Genomic DNA, 17,953 nt, shown 5'->3' on the forward strand with positions numbered 1-17,953 from the left:
TCAGCCGCAGCCGTGGCTGTCGAGGGTGGCACGACCGAGGGGCCGCGGCCCGCCCGCGCGCAGGACCGGCCACAGCAGCGGCAGGTTCAGCGCGACCACCCCGAGGAAGGCCAGCGCCGCCCAGGACACGCGGCCCTCGCGCCACATCAGCCACACGCCCGCCACGAGGATCGCCAGGGACGCCGCCGTCACCACGGCCGTGCCGATCCATTCGCCCCAGCCCGCCCCCTGCAGGAGCCGCGCGGCGGGCACCTCGTCGGCCAGCCGGCGCGCCAATGCGCCGACCAGCGCGCGAAAGCTGTCGCCGCGGCGCCGGGGCCCCGCCGCCGGGGCGCCGCCCTCGGACCGGCGGGGCCAGTGCGCGTCGGTGATCCGGTGCCGCCGGCCCGACCGCTCCGTCAGCACGCAGACCGAAGGCCGCTGCGCCCCGTCGGGCGACAGGCGCAGTCGGATCGTGGCGATGGCCGACAGGGGCAGGTGGCCCGCCCGGCCGCCGGCGGTCCAGTGCAGGCCGTCGTCCGACAGCCACCAGCAGCGCGGCGCGGCAAGGCGTCCGGGCCGCACCTCGTGGCGCACAGGCGCGGGCGTCTCAGGGCTGCGCATCGGACCTCCCGGGTGTCGCCACGGACCGCGCGGGGCCGGAACCCTCGCCCGAGCGCCCGGCACCTTGCCATCGTCCCATCGGTCCGCCCCCTGCCCTCAGTCGATCCAGTCCAGTGGCGTCGCGGCCAGCCCGTAGCGCGCGTCGCAGAGCCGGAGCCCCGCCAGCACCTCGTCGAGCAGGGCGTCCCCGGCCGCCTCCGTCGTCGCCGCGTCGAACCGGGCGAGCCAGCCGGCCAGCCGTGCGCCGAAGGTCTCGGCGATGCCGGCCACGTCGTCGGGGTCGTCGAGGTCGAGCCCGCCGGCGGCGGCATGGGTCGCAAGCGCCCCGCCCCGGCGGTCCGCCATCAGGGCCGCGATGGCCTCGGGCGGGCCTGACAGGGCCATCATGTGGTAGACGGCGGCGCAGTCGAGGTCGGGCGCCGCGCCGGCATCCCCGTCCGCCGGCACCTCGGCCAGCGCGCCCGCGACCGGCACCGCCAGTGCCGCCGCGGCCCAGAATGCCCGTCGCAGCATCTTGACCTCCTGCCCTCATGCCGTCGTTCTGAGTGCGGGAACCATCCCGCAGCGCAGGGCGCCGGGCACCCCCCGGAACCGGGGGGTTCGGGCCGCCGAGCGCGTGCCGTAGAACAACCGGGCGGCCGGGCCGGGTAGACGCGCGCGCGCCCCATGCCGCCCCGCCGCCAGGAGATCGCCGCCCGTGCCGCGCCGCCTTGCCCCCATCGTGCTCCTGTCGACCGCGGTCGCGGCCAGCCTCGTGCTGGCGGCGATCATGCTGGGGCTTGCGATGGACCAGCGCTGGCTGGGGCTGCGGCTGTCGGTCGAACCGCATCTGGAGATCCCGATCGAGACCGCGGGCCCCTGGATCAACCGGATCGTCCCCGGCGGCCCCCTCGACGCCGCCATGAACCCCGCCGACCCGGAGCCCTACGCCGCGCTCACCGCCATCGGCACGGCCGACGGCCCGCTCCTGCGCCTCGTACCGGGCGACCAGCTGGAGGAACCGGACACCCTGCCGACCTACGCGGACTTCAACGCCTTTCTCGACCGGCAGGGCGCCATCGCCGCGATCCAGGGCGCGTCGCGCGTGGTGGTCGAGATCACCCCGCATCTCGGCACCCCGCAGCTGGTCGAGGTCGCCACCACGCGCCAGCGCCCTGTCGGCAGCCTGCCCGCGACCTTCTGGATCCAGATCGGCGTCGGCCTTGCCGGGTTCTGGATCGGCGCCTGGGTCTGGATCCTGCGCCGGGGCGACTGGGCGGCGCGCTGCCTGGCGCTGGCGGGTGCGGGGCTGATGCTGTCGGCCTTCGCCGCCTCGGTCTACAGCACCCGCGAGCTGGCGATCCCGGCCGACCTGTTCCGCGTGCTGTCGGCGGTCAACCATGCCGGCGCGCTGGCCTTCGGGGTGGGCATGATCGGCCTGTTCCTGATCTACCCGCGCCGCCTTGTCGGCAACCGCTGGCTCGCCGTCCCGGCCGTCGTGCTTGCCGCCTGGCAGGCCGCCGACGTGCTGCAGCTGACCGACGGGCCGCCGACCGGCTTTCACCTGGCCGTGGTGCTGGCGATGCTGGCCATCGTCGTGCTGGTGGCGATCCAGTTCCGCCTGACGCGCGGCGACCCGGTGGCGCGCGCGGCGCTGCGCTGGCTCGGCCTGTCGGTGGCGGTCGGCGCGGGCGCCTTCGTCATCACCATCATCGCGCCGAACCTCCTGGGCCTCCGCCCCGCCCTGCCGCAAGGGGTCGCGTTCCTGTTCTTCCTCCTGATCTATGTCGGCGTCGCGCTCGGCGTGGCGCGGTTCCGGCTGTTCCAGCTCGACGACTGGGCCTTCCGCATCCTGTTCTACGTGGTGGGCGCGCTGCTGCTGCTCGGGCTCGACGCGCTGCTGATCGTCACCATCGTCAACGACCGGGTGCCCGCCTTCGCGCTGTCGCTCGTCATCATCACCGTCCTGTGGCTGCCGCTGCGCGAGGAGCTGGCCCGCCGCATCCTGCGCCGCCGCGAGCCCAGCCGCGAGAACCTGTTCCGCGCCGTGGTCGACGTGGCGCTGACCCCGCCCGAGGAGGACCAGACCGCGCGCTGGCGGACCCTGCTGGAAACCGTGTTCCAGCCGCTGTCGCTGCGCCAGAAGGCCGGCATCGCCACCGCGGCGGTGGCCGACAACGGCGTCGCGCTCGAGGTTCCGGGCGCGCCCGGACTGCCGGGCTACCGGCTGGAATACGCGGGCTACGGGCGCAAGCTGTTCTCGCTGCGCGACCGCGACGTGGCGCTGGAGCTGCACGCCATGCTGGGCCACGCGCTGCGGAGCCGCGCCGCCTACGAGCAGGGCGCCGAGGAGGAGCGCGAGCGCATCGCCCGCGACATCCACGACAACATCGGCGTGCAGCTGATGGGCGCGCTGCACAGCCGCGAGACCGACCGCAAGGACATGATGATCCGCGAGACGCTGACCGACCTGCGCGACATCATCAACAACGCCTCCAGCCCCGAACTGGCCTTCGACGAGCTGCTGGCCGACCTGCGCTCGCAGATCTCGGAACACCTGTTCGCCGCCGGCGTCGGCCTGCGCTGGGTCGCCGAAAGCGACGACACCGGCGCCCTGCCGATCGCCACGGCGCACACGCTGCGCTCGATCGTGCGCGAGGCGGTGCGCAACGCCATCGCCCACGGCGCGCCGCACGAGGTGCAGGTCGAGGTCCGCCAGGCCGACGGCACCCTGTCGATCCGTGTCGCGGACGACGGCCGGGGCTTCGACACCGCCGGCACGGTGCCCGGCAACGGCCTGACCAATATGCGGGCGCGCGCCGAAAGCCTCGGCGGCACCTGCGAGATCGCGAGCGGCCCGGGCGGGTCGTCGGTCGCGGTCAGGATCCCCGCCCGCCCGGAGGCCGGAGCGCCATGAAGGACGTCCTGATCGTGGAAGACCTGAGCGAGACGCGCCAGTGGCTGGCCGGCCTCGTGCGCGCGGCCTTCGAGGGCTGCACCGTGCACGAGGCGACCGACACCCGCTCGGGCCTCGCGCAGCTGGCGGCGCGGACCTACGACCTCGCCCTCATCGACCTCGGCCTGCCGGACGGCTCGGGGCTCGACGTTCTGCGGCGGCTGCACCAGACCGCGCCCGAGACGCTGGCGGTGGTGACGACGGTGATGGGCGACGACGCCTCGATCGTCGGCGCGCTGTCGGCGGGGGCGCAGGGCTACCTGCTCAAGGAACAGCCCGAGGCGCTCCTGACCCGGCAACTGCGGCAGCTGACGCTGGGCATCCCGGCGCTGTCGCCCTCGGTCGCGCGCCGGATCATGGAACATTTCCGCCGCACCGGACCCATCGCCGAGGAGGAGACGCTGACCCAGCGCGAGCGCGAGGTGCTGGCGCTGATCGGGCGCGGCCTGCGCAACGGCGAGGCGGCGCAGGCGCTCGGCCTCGCGGAAAGCACGGTCGCCGGCTACATCAAGGAGATCTACCGCAAGCTTGGCATCTCGTCCCGCGCCGAGGCGTCCTGGCACGCGGTGCGCTACGGTCTGGACGACCCCTCGAGGACCCGGCGCGACTGACGCGCGGCGGGGCCTGCGATCAGCGTCCCTGCAGGTAGGCCTCGAGCGTCGCCCCGGTGCCCGTCTCCGCCAGCAGGGCCAGCCAGCCGGCAAACGCCTCGGCAAAGCGCGGCTCGGCGGCCAGCGGGCCGTAGATCGCGGCCTGCTCCAGCCACGCCTGCGGGCGGTCGCGGGCCGCCCGCGCGGCGGCGACCAGATCGGGCCAGGCGGGGTCGTTCGCCTCGATCGCGCTGCCGTCCTCGCGGGTGCCTGCGCACATCCGCGCCCAGAGCGCCTCGACCAGCGCCAGCCCCTGCACCGGGCCGCCCGCCGCCAGCGCGTCGCGCAGGATCGGCAGCACGAAGCCCGGGTGCCGCGACGACCCGTCGAAGGCCACCCGGCGCACCGTGTCGCGGATCGCGGGGTTGGCAAATCGACGCTCGATCAACGACAGGTAGTCCGCCGGCGCGGTGCCGGGCACGGCGGCGACGTAGGGCAGGATTTCCTCGGTCTGCACCTTGCGGAACATGGCCGAGATCGCCGGATGCGCCATGCAGTCGGCGATGGTCGGCACCGACAGGAGCTCGCCCGCGTTCGCCAGCACCTGATGACCCGCGTTCAGGATGCGGATCTTCATCATCTCGTAGCCGTGCACGTCGTCGGTGAAGGTCGCGCCCACCCGGTCCCAGTCGGGGCGGCCGGCGCAGAACGCATCCTCGATCACCCATTGCCGGTAGTTCTCGTGCGTGACCGGGGCGGCGTCGGCGATGCCCATCTCGCGCACCAGCGCCAGCTCGGCCGGGCCGGTGGCGGGCACGATGCAGTCGACCATCGAGTTGGGAAAGGCGCCCTCGGCCTCGATCCAGTCGGCAAGGCCCTGGTCCGTCAGCCGCGCCAGCCCCACCACCACCTGCCGCAGGATCGCGCCGTTGCCGCGCAGGTTGTCGCAGGACATCCCCGTGAACGGCCCCAGCCCCGCCGCGCGCCGCAGGCCCAGCGCCGCCACCATCGCGCCGAAGGCCGTGCGCGGCACGTCGGGATGGGCCGCGTCATGGGCGATGTCGGGGTGCGTGGTGTCGAGGCCGCCGGTGGCCGGGTCGATGTAGTAGCCGCCCTCGGTCACGGTCAGCGCGACGATGCGGATCGCGGGGTCGGCCATGGCGCGGATCAGGGCGCCGTTGCCGTCCTCGATCGGCAGGTAGTCGATCATCGCCCCCGTCACCTCGGCCGAGCGGTGGTCGGGCGACAGCTCGATCAGCGTGGTCAGGCAATCCTGGGCCAGAAGCCGGTCGCGCATGGCCGCGTCGTAGGGCCGGACGCCCGCGCCCAGGATGGCCCAGTCCTGCGCCAGCCCCTGCTGCATCAGCCGGTGGGTATACCACGCCTGGTGCGCGCGGTGGAAATTGCCCAGCCCGATGTGGACGATGCCGGGGGTCAGGCGCGCGCGGTCATAGGCCGGGCGGGCCACGCCCTCGGGCAGGTCGGCCAGCATCGCGTCGGAGAGCGGGGTGGGGCGGGCCACGGTCATCAGCTCATCCATTGGCCGCCATCGACATTGTAGCACTGCGCCACGATGTAGTCGGCCTCGTCCGAGGCGAGGAAGATCGCCATGCCGGTCAGGTCCTCGGCCCGGCCCATCCGGCCGTAGGGCACGCCCTCGCCCACTTCCTTCTTCTTCTGCCCCGGCGCCTTGCCCTCGTACTTCGCGAAGAAGGCGTCGACCCCGTCCCAGTGCTCGCCATCGACCACGCCGGGCGCGATGGCGTTCACGTTGATGCCGTGGCGGATCAGGTTCAGCCCCGCCGACTGGGTCAGGCTGATGACCGCGGCCTTGGTGGCGCAGTAGACGGCGACCAGCGGCTCGCCGCGGCGGCCGGCCTGGGACGCCATGTTGATGATGCGGCCGCGGATGCCGTGGTCGATCATGTGGCGGGCGACGGCCTGCATCGTGAACAGCGTCCCGGCCACGTTGATGTCGAACACGCGCTGGTAGTCGGCGCGCTCGATCTCGACGATGGGGGCGGCGCTGAAGATCGCGGCGTTGTTGATCAGGATGTCGATCCGGCCCAGCGCGGCCACGGTCTCGGCCACGGCGGCGTCGATGCTGTCCTGCTTCGTCACGTCCAGGGCCACGGCGATGGCGGCCGGGCCGATCTCGGCGGCCGTGGCGCGGGCCCGGGCGATGTCGATGTCGGCGATGGCGACGCGCGCGCCTTCGCGCACATAGGCCTCGGCGAAGGCGCGGCCGATGCCGCGGGCGGCCCCGGTGATCAGGGCGGATTTGCCGGCAAGTCGTGTCATGCGATGCGCAGGCCCTTGTCGTCGAAGCGGTGCAGCTGGTTGGCGTCGGGCGTCAGCCACACGGTCTGCCCGTAGCTGAGGTCGACCTCGCCGCCGACCCGCACGGTCACGGGCTCGCCGATCCCCTCGCAGGTGACGTGGAAAAAGGTGTCGGACCCGAGATGCTCGGACACGCCGACGCGGCCCTTCCAGTCGCCCGCCTCGGGCGACACCGAGATGTGCTCGGGGCGGATGCCGATCGTCGCCGCGTCATGCTGCTTGGCGATGGCGCCGCCGATCAGGTTCATCTTGGGGCTGCCGATGAAGCCCGCCACGAACAGGTTGCGCGGCGCGCGATACAGTTCAAGCGGGCTGCCGACCTGCTCGATATGGCCCGCGCGCAGGACCACGATCTTGTCGGCCATGGTCATCGCCTCGACCTGGTCGTGGGTCACGTAGATCATCGTGGTCTTGAGCCGCTTGTGCAGTTCGCTGATCTCCAGCCGCATCCCCACCCGCAGCGCGGCGTCGAGGTTCGACAGCGGCTCGTCGAAGAGGAAGGCCGCCGGTTCCCGCACGATGGCCCGCCCGATGGCGACGCGCTGGCGCTGGCCGCCCGACAGCTGGCCGGGGCGGCGGTCCAGGTAGTCGGTCAGGTTCAGCACGTCGGCCGCGGCCTTGACCCGGCGCTCCTGCTCGGCCGCGTCGAGGCCGGCCATGCGCAGCGGAAAAGCGATGTTCTTGCGCACCGACATGTGCGGGTAGAGCGCGTAGGACTGGAACACCATGGCCAGCCCGCGCTTGGCCGGGGGCACCATCGTGGCGTCCTGCCCGTCGATGCGGATCTCGCCGCCCGACACGTCCTCGAGCCCGGCGATGAGGCGCAGGAGCGTGGACTTGCCGCAGCCCGAGGGGCCGACGAAGACCACGAATTCCCCGTCCTCGATGGTCAGGTCGAGCGGCGGAATGACTTCGACGTCACCGAACGCCTTGCGGACCTTGTCGAGTGTAATGCGTCCCATTCCGGTCGCTCCTTACTTAACCGCGCCGAAGGTCAGGCCGCGGACGAGTTGTTTCTGGCTGAACCAGCCGAGGATGAGGATCGGCGCGATGGCCATGGTCGAGGCCGCCGACAGCTTGGCGTAGAACAGGCCCTCGGGGCTGGAGTAGCTGGCGATGAAGGCCGTGAGCGGCGCCGCATTGGCGGCCGTCAGGTTCAGCGTCCAGAACGCCTCGTTCCAGGCGAGGATGACGTTCAGCAGGATCGTCGACGCGATGCCGGGGATCGCCATGGGCGTGAGGACGAAAAGGATCTCCTCCTTCAGGCCCGCCCCGTCCATCCGCGCGGCCTCGAGGATCTCGCCCGGGATCTCGCGGAAATAGGTGTAGAGCATCCAGACGATGATCGGCAGGTTGATGAGCATCAGGATCACGATCAGGCCGATGCGGGTGTCCAGAAGCCCCAGCTCCACGAAGATCAGCGAGATCGGGTAGAGCACGCCCACGGCCGGCAGCATCTTGGTCGAGAGCATCCACAACAGGATGTCCTTGGTCCGCTTGGACGGGACGAAGGCCATCGACCAGGCCGCCGGCACCGCGATCAGGATGCCCAAGAGCGTCGAGCCCCCCGCGATGATGACCGAGTTCCACAGGAACCGCATGTAGTCGGACCGCTCCTGCACGACGGCGTAGTTTTCCAGCGTGAACTCGAACCCCCAGAACAGGGGCGGGTTGTTGATCGCCTGCGCCTCGGTCTTGAAGCTGGTCAGGATCGTCCAGAAGATCGGGAAGAAGATCAGGAGGCCGACAAGCCACGCCAGTGTCGTCGTGGCGATCTTGCGGCGGGTCGAAACTGCGCGTGCCATGGTCGTCCCCTTACCGGTCGAGGTTCTTGCCGACGATGCGCATCAGGAAGATGGCAACGATGTTGGCGAGGATGATGGCGTAGACGCCGCCGGCCGAACCGAGGCCGATGTTCTGGCTGTCCACGACCCGCTGGAAGATCAGGTAGGTCAGTGTGCGGGTGCCGAAGGAACCGCCGGTGGTCACGAAGATCTCGGCGAAGATCGACAGAAGAAAGATGGTCTGGATCAGGATCACGATGGTGATCGCCCGGCCGAGATGCGGCAGCACGATGAACCAGAACCGCGCCAGCACCGGGGCGCCGTCCATCTCGGCGGCCTCCAGCTGCTCGCTGTCGAGCGACTGGATCGCGGTCAGCAGGATCAGCGTGGCGAAGGGCAGCCACTGCCAGGACACGATCAGGATGATCGACGGCACCGAGGCGTCCGACAGCCACGACACCGGGTCGGCCCCGAAGAAGCGCCAGATGTAGGAGAACATCCCGTTCACCGGGTCCATCATCATGTTCTTCCACACCAGCGCCGACACGGTCGGCATGACGAAGAAGGGCGCGATCACGAGGATGCGGACGATGCCCTGCCCCCACATCGGCTGGTCGAGCAGGATGGCGAGCAGGACGCCGAGGACCACGGTGATGAGCAGCACGCCGCCCACGATCATCAGGGTCGCCTGCACGCTGGGCCAGAAGGAGCTGGAGCCGATGAAGCGGACGTAGTTCTCGAAACCGACCCATTCGAGGCCGCGCTCGATGCTGTCGCCGCGCATCGGCAGGTAGCGCGTGAACGAGAACCACAGCGTCATGGTCAGCGGCACGAGCATCCAGCCAAGCAGGAGGATCACCGCCGGCGCCATCATCAGCCGGGCCGCAGAGCGGGAATGCTGGGTCGCCATGGGGGGCACCTTTCCTGTGGGGCGCGTGGGGCCGCGGAGGTCGGGGGGAAACCGGGGGGGGGGGACGGGGGGCAGCCGTCGGGCCGCCCCCCGCGGGGAGGAAGCTCAGCGGTAGCCGGCCGCTTCCATCGCGTCGTTGGTCAGGGCCTGCGCGTTCGCCAGCGCCTCCTGCACGGACTGCTGCCCGGCATAGACCTCGGCGAATTCCTGGCTGACCTCGGTGGCGATGCCCGCGAATTCCGGGATCGCGACGAACTGGATGCCGACATAGGGCACCGGGTCGACCGTCGGGTTGGTCGGGTCGGCGGCCAGGATCGAGCGCAGGGTCATGTCGGCGAAGGGCACCGCCTGGTACTCCGGCGTCTCATAGAGCGAGGTGCGCGCGCCCGGGGGCACGTTCGCCCAGCCCTCGTTCGCCGCGACCAGCTCGATGTACTCGCGCGAGGTGGCCCACTCGATGAACTGCAGCGCGGCGTCGGCCTGCTGGGTGCCCGCCGGGATCGCAAGCGCCCAGGCCCAGAGCCAGTTCGACCGGCGCTCCACGCCCTCGTGGTTCGGCGCCAGCGCGAAGCCCACGCTGTCAGCGACCGTCGAGTCGGTGGGGTTGGTCACGAAGGACGCGGCCACGGTGGCGTCGATCCACATGCCGCAGCGGCCCTGCTGGAACAGAGACAGGTTCTCGTTGAAGCCGTTGGTCGCGTAGCCCGGGGGGCCGTAGCTGTTCATCAGGTCGACGAAGAAGGTCAGCGCCTGTTCCCACTCGGGCTGGTCGAACTGGGCGTTCCACTCCTCGTCGAACCAGCGCGCGCCGAAGGAGTTGGCGGTGACGGTGATGAAGGCCCCACCCTCGCCCCAGCCCGGCTTGCCGCGCAGGCAGATGCCGTAGATCTCGTTCGCCGGGTCGTTCATGGCGGCGGCCGCCTCGGCGATGAATTCCCAGGTCGGCGCCTCGGGCATCTCGAGGCCGGCGGCCTCCATCAGGTCGGTGCGGTACATGACCATCGAGCTTTCGCCGTAGAACGGCGCGGCGTAAAGCGTGCCGTCGTGGCTCAGGCCGTTGCGCATGGCGGGCAGGATGTCGTCGACGTCATAGGCCTCGGACAGCCCGTCGAGCGGCACCAGCCAGCCGTTCGCGCCCCAGATCGGCGTCTCGTACATGCCGATGGTCATGATGTCGAACTGGCCGCCGTTGGTGGTGATGTCGGTGGTCACGCGCTGACGCAGCACGTTTTCCTCGAGCGTCACCCACTCGACCGCGATGCCGGTCTGCTCCGTGAACAGGTTGGTGTAGCCCTGCATCCGGATCATGTCGCCGTTGTTCACGGTGGCGATGGTGATGGTGGTGTCCTGGGCCGAGGCGGCGGTGGCAAAAAGGCCGAGCGCAAGGGCAGCGGACGCGCGAAGCGCGGTTTTCGGAGACATCCGTATCCTCCCTGGTTTGGATGTTATGTGCGGCGAGGCTACGGCGCGCCCCTCCCTCGCGTCAAGTTTTTTCTTTACGCGCGTAAATTTGTGATCGTCAGGCAGAGGCCCGCAGGATCAGCCGGGCGGGGATCAGCGTCTCCTCGCGGGTCTCGAAGCGCCCCCCGGCCTCGATCAGGGAAAACAGCGTTTCCATGCACTTGTCGGCCACCAGCTCGTACTGGTGGGCGGCCGTGGTCAGCGACGGGCAGGTGAACCGCGAGAAGGGGTGATCGTCGTGCGAGGCCACCCTCAGCGCGCATCCCTCGCCCCGGCCCACGCGCAACCCGCGCTCGTAGCAGCCCGCGAGAAAGCCGATGGCGAGTCGGTCGTTGCTGCACAGCACCGTGTTCGTGGGGAGCGTGTGGCGCTCCAGCACCTCGTGCGCGCCGCGGCGCCCGATCTCCTCGAATCCCCAGCCCTCGCCCTCGACCTGCACCACGTGCGGCTCCAGCCCGGCCTCGGCCATGACCTTGAGATAGGCGTGGCGGCGCTTGTTGGCGTTGGGGTTGGCGGGGGTGCGCATCTCGAAGAAGCAGGGCGGCGCGCCGGTGCGGCACAGGTAATCCACCGTCTGCTTGACGAAGCTGAAGTTGTCCGAGCCCACGAAGGCCTCGCCCATCCCCTCGATGTTGCTGTCGAACAGCACGGTGGGCACGTTGCGGCAGAACCGGTCGATCGCGCCCCGGTCCGACAGCCGGCCCAGCGGCGCCAGGAACACACCCGCGGGTTTCAGCGCGGTCAGGCCCTCCAGGATCTCGCCCTCCAGCTTCTGCTCGCCATGGGCGCTGTAGAGGATCGGCGTGAACCCCGCGTCGATGCAGCGGCGCTGGATGATGCGCGCGATCTCGGCAAAGAACGGGTCGGCCAGGTAGGGCACCACGATCCCGACGTTCTTGGTCAGGCTGCGGTTCTGGTTCATCGCGAAGATGTTCGGGCGGAACTCGTAGCGTTCCAGCGCCGCCTCGATCCGCTCGCGCGTCTTGGCGCGGACGCTGCCGGGGTCGTTGAAGTATTTCGAGATCGTCGGCCGCGAGAGCCCGCTTGCCGCGGCGAACTCCTCCATGTTGCGGATCTTCTGGTCACTCATGTCTGGCCCCTCGGGGTCGCTGCGGGCGGCTGGCCGGCCATCCCGTCCCCTTCCCATGAAAACCCGCAAAACATGACGCGAGTAAAGATTTTTCTTGCACTTTCTTCGGCCTGCCGCTTGGGTGCTGCCCATCGGCGGCCGGTTTCCTGTATGGCTTGAACGCGAGCGGACGGAAAGCCGGACGCGACACCACAGGGCGGGAAAGGCACGGCATGTATCTCGGACTCGACCTCGGCACCTCGGCCGTCAAGGTCTGCGCGCTCGACGCCGGGGGCCGCGTCGTCGGCACCGCCGCGGCGGCGCTTTCCGTGTCCCACCCCTTCGACGGCGCAAGCGAGCAGGACTGCGCCGACTGGTGGGCGGCGGTCCGGGCCGCGGTCACGTCGCTGCCCGCCGAGACCCGCGCCGCGGTCCGCGCCATCGGCCTGTCGGGCCAGATGCACGGCGCCGTGCTGCTCGACGCCGACCGCCGGCCCGTGCGCCCCGTGATCCTGTGGAACGACGCCCGCGCCGCCGCCGAATGCGCCGAGATGCTGGCCGCCGAGCCCGCCGCCGGGCAGATCTCGGGCGTGCTGCCCATGCCGGGCTTCACCGCGCCCAAGCTCCTGTGGCTCGCCCGGCACGAGCCCGAAACCCACGCCCGCATCGCCCATGTCCTCCTGCCCAAGGACTACATCGGGTTCCGCCTGCACGGGGGCCTCGTCACCGACCCCTCCGATGCCGCCGGCACCTCCTGGCTCGACCAGGGGGCGCGCCGCTGGTCCGACCGGATGTGCGCCATCAGCGCCACCGACCCCGCCTGGCTGCCGGACCTCCGCCCCGGCACCGAGGCGGCCGGCACGCTCCTGCCCGGGCCTGCCGAAGACCTCGGCCTGCCGCCCGGCATCCCCGTCGCCGCGGGGGCGGGCGACGCGGCGGCCGGCGCGGTCGGGATCGGCGCCATCGCGGACGGCGACGGCTTCCTGTCGCTCGGCACCTCGGGCCAGTTGTTCGTGACCACCGCCGCCTACCGGCCCAACCCCGCCAGCCGCATCCACGCCTACGCCCATACTGTCCCGGGCCACTGGTTCCAGATGGCCGCCATGCTGAACGGCGCCCGGCCGATGGCTTGGCTTGCCGACCTGCTGCGCCGCCCCATCGCCGAGCTGCTGGCCGAGGCCGAAACCGCGCCGGCGGGGCCGCTGTTCCTGCCCTACCTGACCGGCGAGCGCACGCCGCACGGCGACGCCACGATCCGCGGCGGGTTTGCGGGGCTGGGCGAGACCACCTCGCAGGGCAGCCTGATGCGCGCCGTGATCGAGGCGGTGGCCTTCACCTTCGCCGACGCGACGGAGGCGCTGGCCGCCGCGGGCACGACGCCCGGCGCGCTCATGGCGATCGGCGGCGGCACCCGGAGCGACCTGCTGATGCAGACCATCGCCGACGTGACCGGCTGCCCCATCGGGCGCAGCGACGGCGCCGACATCGGCCCGGCGCTCGGCGCCGCACGGCTGGCCCGCGTGGCCTCGGGCGAGGCGACGCTGGCCGAGGCGGTGACCAAGCCCGAGATCCGCCGCTGGTTCACCCCGCGGCCCGACGAGGGCGAGAGGCTCCGCGCCCGCCTCGCCGGCTACCGCGCGCTCTATCCGGCGCTGAAATCCGTGCAGGCGGCGCTCACCCCGCCGCGCTGAGACCCGGATGCGTCGGCCCGGCGGCCAACGGCGGCGCGCATAGGCTGGCGACAGGTCAGGAAACGGCGACGCCCGATGGCCGCGCGCGGCGCGTCTCGGCTTCAGTCAGCCTGAGCGAATTCGACGGAGAGGGAAGGAGTGGCGCACCGGGGAGGATTCGAACCCCCGACCCCTTGATTCGTAGTCAAGTACTCTATCCAACTGAGCTACCGGTGCGTGAGGGCGGGGTTTAGCGCCGGCTCCCGGGGCTTGCAAGGGAAAAACCGGCCGTCTCAGGCGGCAAGTCCCGCGGGCAGGCTGATGCGGAAGGTCGTGCCGTCCGGGCCGGTTGCGGCCAGCTCCAGCCGCCCGCCATGGCCGCGCACCAGCTCGGCGCAGATCGCAAGGCCCAGCCCCGACCCGCCCTTGCGCGCGCCGCCCTGGAACGGGCGGAACAGGTGGTCGAGCGCCTTCTTCGGCAGGCCGGGGCCGGTGTCGCTGACCTCGATCACCCAGCCCTCGTCGGTGTCCCGGCCGGCGATGCGGATGCGGCCCGGGCGGTCGCCCGAGGCCAGCGCCTGCCGGGCGTTGCGCACGAGGTTCGACAGGACGCGGTGCAGCTGCTCGGGGTCGGCGCGCAGGGTCAGGCCCGCGGGCACGTCGCACAGGTAGTCGGGCGCGGCTTCGCCCGCGTCGAGCCGGTCGTTCTCGACAACGTCGAGGGCAAGCTCGCGCAGCGCCACCCGGTCCAGCTTGGGCGCGGGTTCCTGCGCGCGCCCGAAGGCCAGCGTCGCTTCGGTCAGGTTGATCGCGCGGCTGAGCGAGGCCACCAGCTTGGGCGCGATGCGCTGCACGGTCGGGTCCTCGGAGGTCTCCAGACGGTCGGCGACCAGCGTCGCCACCGACAGCATGTTGCGCAGGTCGTGGCTGATCTTGGCCACCGCCTCGCCCAGCTGCGCGAGGCGCTCGCGCTGCTTCAACGCGCTGGTCAGCTCGGTCTGGAGCGACTGCAGCGCGTCCTCGGCGTCGCGCAGTTCCCTGACCCGGCCGCGCGGCACGATGATGCGCGAGGCATCCTCGGGCGCCTCGGCATAGGCGGTCATGCTGGATACCACGCGCTTGATCGGCGTCACCATCAGGCGCCGGACGGACACGAACAGAAGCACCGCGGTGAAGATCGAGATCACCGCCGACAGCGCCAGGATGCGCAGGCCGTAGTCGATCATCGCCATGCGCAGGGGCGCGGCCGGCATGGTGACCTCGATCAGCAGCCCGGCCTCGCGGACGGGTTCGCCGATCACCCGGATCACCTGCGGCTCGGGGTTGGCGAGCCGGGCCAGAGCGTCGCGCATCAGCACCCAGGCCGGCGGGTCGCGCAGGTCGTAGGTGGCCGCGATGACCGGCATCTCGTCGGAGGACAGGATCAGCTGCCGCACCGCGTCGCGCCGCAGCACCACGTTCAGCACCTCGGCGTTTTCCAGGAGCTCGCGTTCCAGCTCGTCGTCGATCATCCCGTCGGTGGCCAATAGAGCCAGCGAGGCGATCTGCGCCCGTTCGAGCCGGGCAAGCAGGTAATCCTCGCGGAACCGCGCGATGGAGGGCACGAAGATGAACACCTCGGCCAGCATCACGAAGATGATGGTCAGGATGAGGAACCGTCCTGAAAGTGTGTTCGCCACGCGCCGTCCCTGCCCTGCCTCCCGCGCTCAGGGCAGGCGCTGCACGAAGCGCACGACCCGTTTCACGAGGGGGCTTTCGAAAAGCCTTGGGGAGAAATAGGCGCCCGCGGCGCGTTTGTTAATCTCTCCGAGCGTCGGGTACGGCGCGATCATGCCGGCGATGGCCGACATCTTGAGGCCGGAGGAGATCGCCAGCGCCCAGGTCTGGATCAGCTCGCCCGCCTGCGGGCCGACGATGGTGGCGCCCACGGGGCGGCCCTTGACGACCATCACCTTGGCGAAGCCGCGGGCCTGCCCGGTGGCGATGGCGCGGTCGTTGTGGGCGAAGTCGGCCCGGGCGACGGTCAGCCTGTCGCCGTGGCGTTTGCGGGCCTCGGCCTCGGTCAGGCCGACCTGCGCCAGCTCGGGGTCGGTGTAGGTGGCCCAGGGGATGTGGTCGGTGCGCGCCTTGGCGGGCAGGCCGAACAGCATGGGCCGGATGATGACGCCGGCGTGGTAGCCCGCGACATGGGTGAACTGCGCGCCCCCCGCCACGTCGCCGATGGCATAGACGCGGCGGTTGGTGGTGCGCATCCCGCGGTCGACGGTGACGCCCTTGCGGTCATGGCCGACATGGGCCTTGTCGAGGTCGAGCGCCTCGACGTTGGGTTGCCGGCCGACGGCGATCAGGAGGTGGGTGCCCTCGTGGGTGGCACCGTCCCCGGTCTCCACCCTGATCGCGCCCTCGGTGCCGGACACGGCGGTCACCTGCGCGCCCTCGGCGATCTCGATGCCCTCGGCCCTGAGCGCCTCCAGCACCACGGCGGCGGCCTCGGGGTCGTCGCGGCCCAGCGCCTTGGCCCCCTCCAGCACCGTCACGCGGCAACCGAGGCGGCGGTGCGCCTGCGCCATCTCAAGCCCGATGGGCCCGCCGCCGATGATGATGAGATGCGCGGGCCGCTCGCGCAGGTCGAAGATCGTCTCGTTGGTGTGAAACGGCACCCCGTCGAGCCCCGGGATCGGCGGGACCAGCGGCCGCGACCCGGTGGCGACGACGAAGCGGCGCGCGGCGATCACGGTGTCGCCGGCCTGCAGCTCGGTCTCGGACAGGAACCGGGCGGTGTCGCGGATCACCGTCACCCCCAGCCCCTCGAACCGCTCCTGGCTGTCCACCGGCGCGATATGGTCGATGACGGCGCGGACATGGTCCTTGGCGGCGGCGAAATCCGGCGCCGGATCATGGCCCGCGATGCCGAAGGCGCCCCGTGCGGTGTCATGCGCCTTGTGCCCCGCGGCGAGCAGCGCCTTGGACGGCACGCAGCCGAAGTTGAGGCAGTCGCCGCCCATCTCGTGCCCCTCGATCAGCACGACGCGGGCGCCCATCTGCACCGCGCCCGCCGCGACCGACAGGCCGGCGGAGCCTGCGCCGATGACGCAGATGTCCGTCTCGATCCGGGGCATCAGGCCACCCTCCGGCCGCGGACGGCCCGGACGATCACCGGCAGCAGCGCCAGCGCGCAGAGGCCGAGCAGCGGCAGCAGGATATGCGGCTCGAAGATCACGCCGAGGTCGGGCGTCTCGCCGCGGGCGAAGACCTCGGACAGGCCCGCGCCTACCGAGGTGTAGACGACCGCGCCCGGCATGATGCCGAAGAAGGTGGAGATGACGAAGCGGCGGGCCGGCACCTCGAGGAAGGCCGGCACGAGGTTGGCGAGGAAGAAGGGGAACACCGGCAGAAGCCGCATCAGGAACAGCATCGACCACTGGTTGTCGTCGAGCCCGTCCTTGATCCGCTTGACCAGCCCCTCGGACCCCTCCAGCCGCGCGCCCAGCCGGGCGCCGATGCCGGTGCGGGCGGCGAGGAAGATGGCGGTCGCCCCCAGCGTCGCGGCGGTGATGTTGTAGAGCGCGCCGGGGAAGGTTGCGAACAGGAACCCGCCGGTCAGCGTGGCGATGGTCGCGCCCGGCAGCGAGAAGGCGACGATCAGCGTGTAGGCGGCGACGAAGCCCGCCACGGTCAGCGCGTAGTGGGAATCGCGGAACGCGATCAGCGCCTCGCGGTGCTCCGCCAGCGCGGCGAAGCTGAGCCAGTCGCGCAGGAGCCACCAGCCGAGGCCCGCGCCCAGCGCGAGGGCGGCCAGCGGCACCAGCCGCGCGCGGGGGGTGGGGGTGGTCTCTGTCACGATGTCGGTCATGGTCACGATCCTCGGGCTTTGACAAGTCACATGACGGGGCGGGGCGCCCGGCGACAGGGGGGTCACGCGGGGTTGATCGGGCGTGACCGATCCGGCCGCCCGCGTGACGAATCCGGGCCCGGGCTGTAACACTCGGGGCCGAAGGTTTCAGGGTCGGGGACGGGATGGAGCGGATTCTGGTCAGCGCCTGCCTGATGGGCGCCACGGTGCGCTACGACGGCCGCGCCAAGGATCCCGGCACGGCGCTGGTCGCGCGCTGGCAGGCCGAGGGGCGGCTGGTGGCGCTTTGCCCGGAACTGGCGGGCGGGCTGCCGGTGCCGCGGCTGCCGGCCGAGATCGAGGCGGGCGCCACCGGCGCCGACGTGGCAGCGGGACGGGCGCGGATCGTCGACCGCGCAGGCGCCGACGTGACGGGCGCATTCCTCGACGGCGCGCAGGCGGCGCTGCGGCTGGCGCGGGACGCGGGGCTGCGCTTTGCGCTTCTGACCGAGGGCAGCCCCTCCTGCGGGGTGCGGCGCATCCATGCCGGGCGGTTCGACGGCACGACGCGGCCCGGCGAAGGCGTGGTCGCCGCCACGCTCCGGGCCGCGGGCATCGCCGTCTACAGCCACGAGGAGGCGGCGGCGCTGGCCGCGGCCCTCGACGCCGCAGAAAAACCGCGCGGCTGATCCCGCAGTTTGTTGACAGCCCGCGCAGGTTTCCGTATCTGCCGGGCTTCAGCGGAGATTCCCTTGGGCC

General features: G+C 71.5%; 16 protein-coding genes and 1 tRNA gene. 4 read left to right on the forward strand and 13 right to left on the reverse strand.

Translation table 11 applies throughout. The features are described 5' to 3' along the window. Together HCU73_RS12205 and HCU73_RS12210 are read right to left on the reverse strand one after the other, a co-directional pair. Complete coding sequence (locus HCU73_RS12205) at window positions 1–603, reverse strand: hypothetical protein (RefSeq protein WP_168623744.1); 603 nt, start codon at window positions 601–603, stop codon at window positions 1–3. A 96-nt stretch (window positions 604–699) separates the two neighbouring features. Continuing rightward, complete coding sequence (locus HCU73_RS12210) at window positions 700–1,116, reverse strand: hypothetical protein (RefSeq protein ID WP_168623745.1); 417 nt, start codon at window positions 1,114–1,116, stop codon at window positions 700–702. Between the two features lie 184 nt (window positions 1,117–1,300). Here HCU73_RS12210 and HCU73_RS18880 point away from each other — a divergent pair, with 184 nt between their 5' ends. Together HCU73_RS18880 and HCU73_RS12220 are read left to right on the forward strand one after the other, a co-directional pair. Beyond that, window positions 1,301–3,499 (forward strand): ATP-binding protein, encoded by a 2,199-nt coding sequence (locus HCU73_RS18880; protein WP_168623746.1) that lies wholly within the window; start codon window positions 1,301–1,303, stop codon window positions 3,497–3,499. Next, complete coding sequence (locus HCU73_RS12220) at window positions 3,496–4,149, forward strand: response regulator (RefSeq protein ID WP_168623747.1); 654 nt, start codon at window positions 3,496–3,498, stop codon at window positions 4,147–4,149. Before HCU73_RS18880 ends, HCU73_RS12220 begins: the two co-directional genes overlap by 4 nt. Window positions 4,150–4,168: 19 nt before the next feature. On the opposite strand, the gene HCU73_RS12225 is transcribed toward HCU73_RS12220, so the two are convergent. The 7 genes from HCU73_RS12225 to HCU73_RS12255 all read right to left on the reverse strand — a co-directional run bounded on the left by HCU73_RS12225 (window position 4,169) and on the right by HCU73_RS12255 (window position 11,713). Beyond that, complete coding sequence (locus HCU73_RS12225) at window positions 4,169–5,668, reverse strand: mannitol dehydrogenase family protein (RefSeq protein WP_168623748.1); 1,500 nt, start codon at window positions 5,666–5,668, stop codon at window positions 4,169–4,171. After that, on the reverse strand, window positions 5,656–6,429 hold the full coding sequence (locus HCU73_RS12230) for an L-iditol 2-dehydrogenase (protein WP_168623749.1): 774 nt from the start codon (window positions 6,427–6,429) through the stop codon (window positions 5,656–5,658). Before HCU73_RS12230 ends, HCU73_RS12225 begins: the two co-directional genes overlap by 13 nt. Beyond that, window positions 6,426–7,430 carry an ABC transporter ATP-binding protein gene (locus HCU73_RS12235; RefSeq protein WP_168623750.1) on the reverse strand — a complete coding sequence of 335 codons (1,005 nt, stop codon included), beginning with the start codon at window positions 7,428–7,430 and terminating at the stop codon, window positions 6,426–6,428. Before HCU73_RS12235 ends, HCU73_RS12230 begins: the two co-directional genes overlap by 4 nt. Before the next feature lie 12 nt (window positions 7,431–7,442). Continuing rightward, a complete protein-coding gene (locus tag HCU73_RS12240) occupies window positions 7,443–8,273 on the reverse strand; it encodes a carbohydrate ABC transporter permease (RefSeq protein ID WP_168623751.1) in 831 nt (276 codons plus the stop codon). Between the two features lie 10 nt (window positions 8,274–8,283). After that, complete coding sequence (locus tag HCU73_RS12245; RefSeq protein ID WP_168623752.1) at window positions 8,284–9,162, reverse strand: carbohydrate ABC transporter permease; 879 nt, start codon at window positions 9,160–9,162, stop codon at window positions 8,284–8,286. Between the two features lie 105 nt (window positions 9,163–9,267). Next, a complete protein-coding gene (locus HCU73_RS12250; RefSeq protein ID WP_168623753.1) occupies window positions 9,268–10,584 on the reverse strand; it encodes an ABC transporter substrate-binding protein in 1,317 nt (438 codons plus the stop codon). 97 nt (window positions 10,585–10,681) lie between these two features. Next, the gene (locus tag HCU73_RS12255; protein ID WP_168623754.1) at window positions 10,682–11,713 is read right to left on the reverse strand and encodes a LacI family DNA-binding transcriptional regulator; all 1,032 of its coding nucleotides are present in this window, start codon (window positions 11,711–11,713) and stop codon (window positions 10,682–10,684) included. A gap of 212 nt (window positions 11,714–11,925) precedes the next feature. Between HCU73_RS12255 and xylB the strand changes: the two genes are divergently transcribed. Continuing rightward, complete coding sequence (gene xylB / locus HCU73_RS12260; protein WP_168623755.1) at window positions 11,926–13,383, forward strand: xylulokinase; 1,458 nt, start codon at window positions 11,926–11,928, stop codon at window positions 13,381–13,383. A gap of 139 nt (window positions 13,384–13,522) precedes the next feature. Here xylB and HCU73_RS12265 read toward each other — a convergent pair. The 4 genes from HCU73_RS12265 to HCU73_RS12280 all read right to left on the reverse strand — a co-directional run bounded on the left by HCU73_RS12265 (window position 13,523) and on the right by HCU73_RS12280 (window position 17,215). Further along, window positions 13,523–13,599, reverse strand: a tRNA-Arg gene (locus HCU73_RS12265). Window positions 13,600–13,655: 56 nt separating this feature from the next. Further along, window positions 13,656–15,041: an ATP-binding protein gene (locus tag HCU73_RS12270; RefSeq protein WP_168623756.1), complete on the reverse strand. Its 1,386-nt coding sequence runs from the start codon at window positions 15,039–15,041 to the stop codon at window positions 13,656–13,658. Window positions 15,042–15,068: 27 nt separating this feature from the next. After that, a complete protein-coding gene (locus HCU73_RS12275) occupies window positions 15,069–16,481 on the reverse strand; it encodes a dihydrolipoyl dehydrogenase family protein (protein ID WP_168623757.1) in 1,413 nt (470 codons plus the stop codon). Further along, complete coding sequence (locus tag HCU73_RS12280; protein WP_168623758.1) at window positions 16,481–17,215, reverse strand: TVP38/TMEM64 family protein; 735 nt, start codon at window positions 17,213–17,215, stop codon at window positions 16,481–16,483. Before HCU73_RS12280 ends, HCU73_RS12275 begins: the two co-directional genes overlap by 1 nt. 164 nt (window positions 17,216–17,379) lie before the next feature. Between HCU73_RS12280 and HCU73_RS12285 the strand changes: the two genes are divergently transcribed. Continuing rightward, entirely contained in the window at window positions 17,380–17,883 is a 504-nt protein-coding gene (locus tag HCU73_RS12285; protein WP_168623759.1) for a 2-thiouracil desulfurase family protein, read from the forward strand. Window positions 17,884–17,953: the final 70 nt, after the last annotated feature.

Source organism: Roseicyclus persicicus, assembly GCF_012395815.1.
Lineage (GTDB): Bacteria > Pseudomonadota > Alphaproteobacteria > Rhodobacterales > Rhodobacteraceae > Roseicyclus > Roseicyclus persicicus.

Bases quoted from the DNA above. Each gene is read 5' to 3' on its own strand.
- HCU73_RS12205 (WP_168623744.1), bottom strand. From the start codon at position 603: ATGCGCAGCCCTGAGACGCCCGCGCCTGTGCGCCACGAGGTGCGGCCC.
- HCU73_RS12210 (WP_168623745.1), bottom strand. From the start codon at position 1,116: ATGCTGCGACGGGCATTCTGGGCCGCGGCGGCACTGGCGGTGCCGGTC.
- HCU73_RS12220 (WP_168623747.1), top strand. From the start codon at position 3,496: ATGAAGGACGTCCTGATCGTGGAAGACCTGAGCGAGACGCGCCAGTGG.
- HCU73_RS12225 (WP_168623748.1), bottom strand. From the start codon at position 5,668: ATGGATGAGCTGATGACCGTGGCCCGCCCCACCCCGCTCTCCGACGCG.
- HCU73_RS12230 (WP_168623749.1), bottom strand. From the start codon at position 6,429: ATGACACGACTTGCCGGCAAATCCGCCCTGATCACCGGGGCCGCCCGC.
- HCU73_RS12235 (WP_168623750.1), bottom strand. From the start codon at position 7,430: ATGGGACGCATTACACTCGACAAGGTCCGCAAGGCGTTCGGTGACGTC.
- HCU73_RS12240 (WP_168623751.1), bottom strand. From the start codon at position 8,273: ATGGCACGCGCAGTTTCGACCCGCCGCAAGATCGCCACGACGACACTG.
- HCU73_RS12245 (WP_168623752.1), bottom strand. From the start codon at position 9,162: ATGGCGACCCAGCATTCCCGCTCTGCGGCCCGGCTGATGATGGCGCCG.
- HCU73_RS12250 (WP_168623753.1), bottom strand. From the start codon at position 10,584: ATGTCTCCGAAAACCGCGCTTCGCGCGTCCGCTGCCCTTGCGCTCGGC.
- HCU73_RS12255 (WP_168623754.1), bottom strand. From the start codon at position 11,713: ATGAGTGACCAGAAGATCCGCAACATGGAGGAGTTCGCCGCGGCAAGC.
- xylB (WP_168623755.1), top strand. From the start codon at position 11,926: ATGTATCTCGGACTCGACCTCGGCACCTCGGCCGTCAAGGTCTGCGCG.
- HCU73_RS12275 (WP_168623757.1), bottom strand. From the start codon at position 16,481: ATGCCCCGGATCGAGACGGACATCTGCGTCATCGGCGCAGGCTCCGCC.
- HCU73_RS12280 (WP_168623758.1), bottom strand. From the start codon at position 17,215: ATGACCGACATCGTGACAGAGACCACCCCCACCCCCCGCGCGCGGCTG.
- HCU73_RS12285 (WP_168623759.1), top strand. From the start codon at position 17,380: ATGGAGCGGATTCTGGTCAGCGCCTGCCTGATGGGCGCCACGGTGCGC.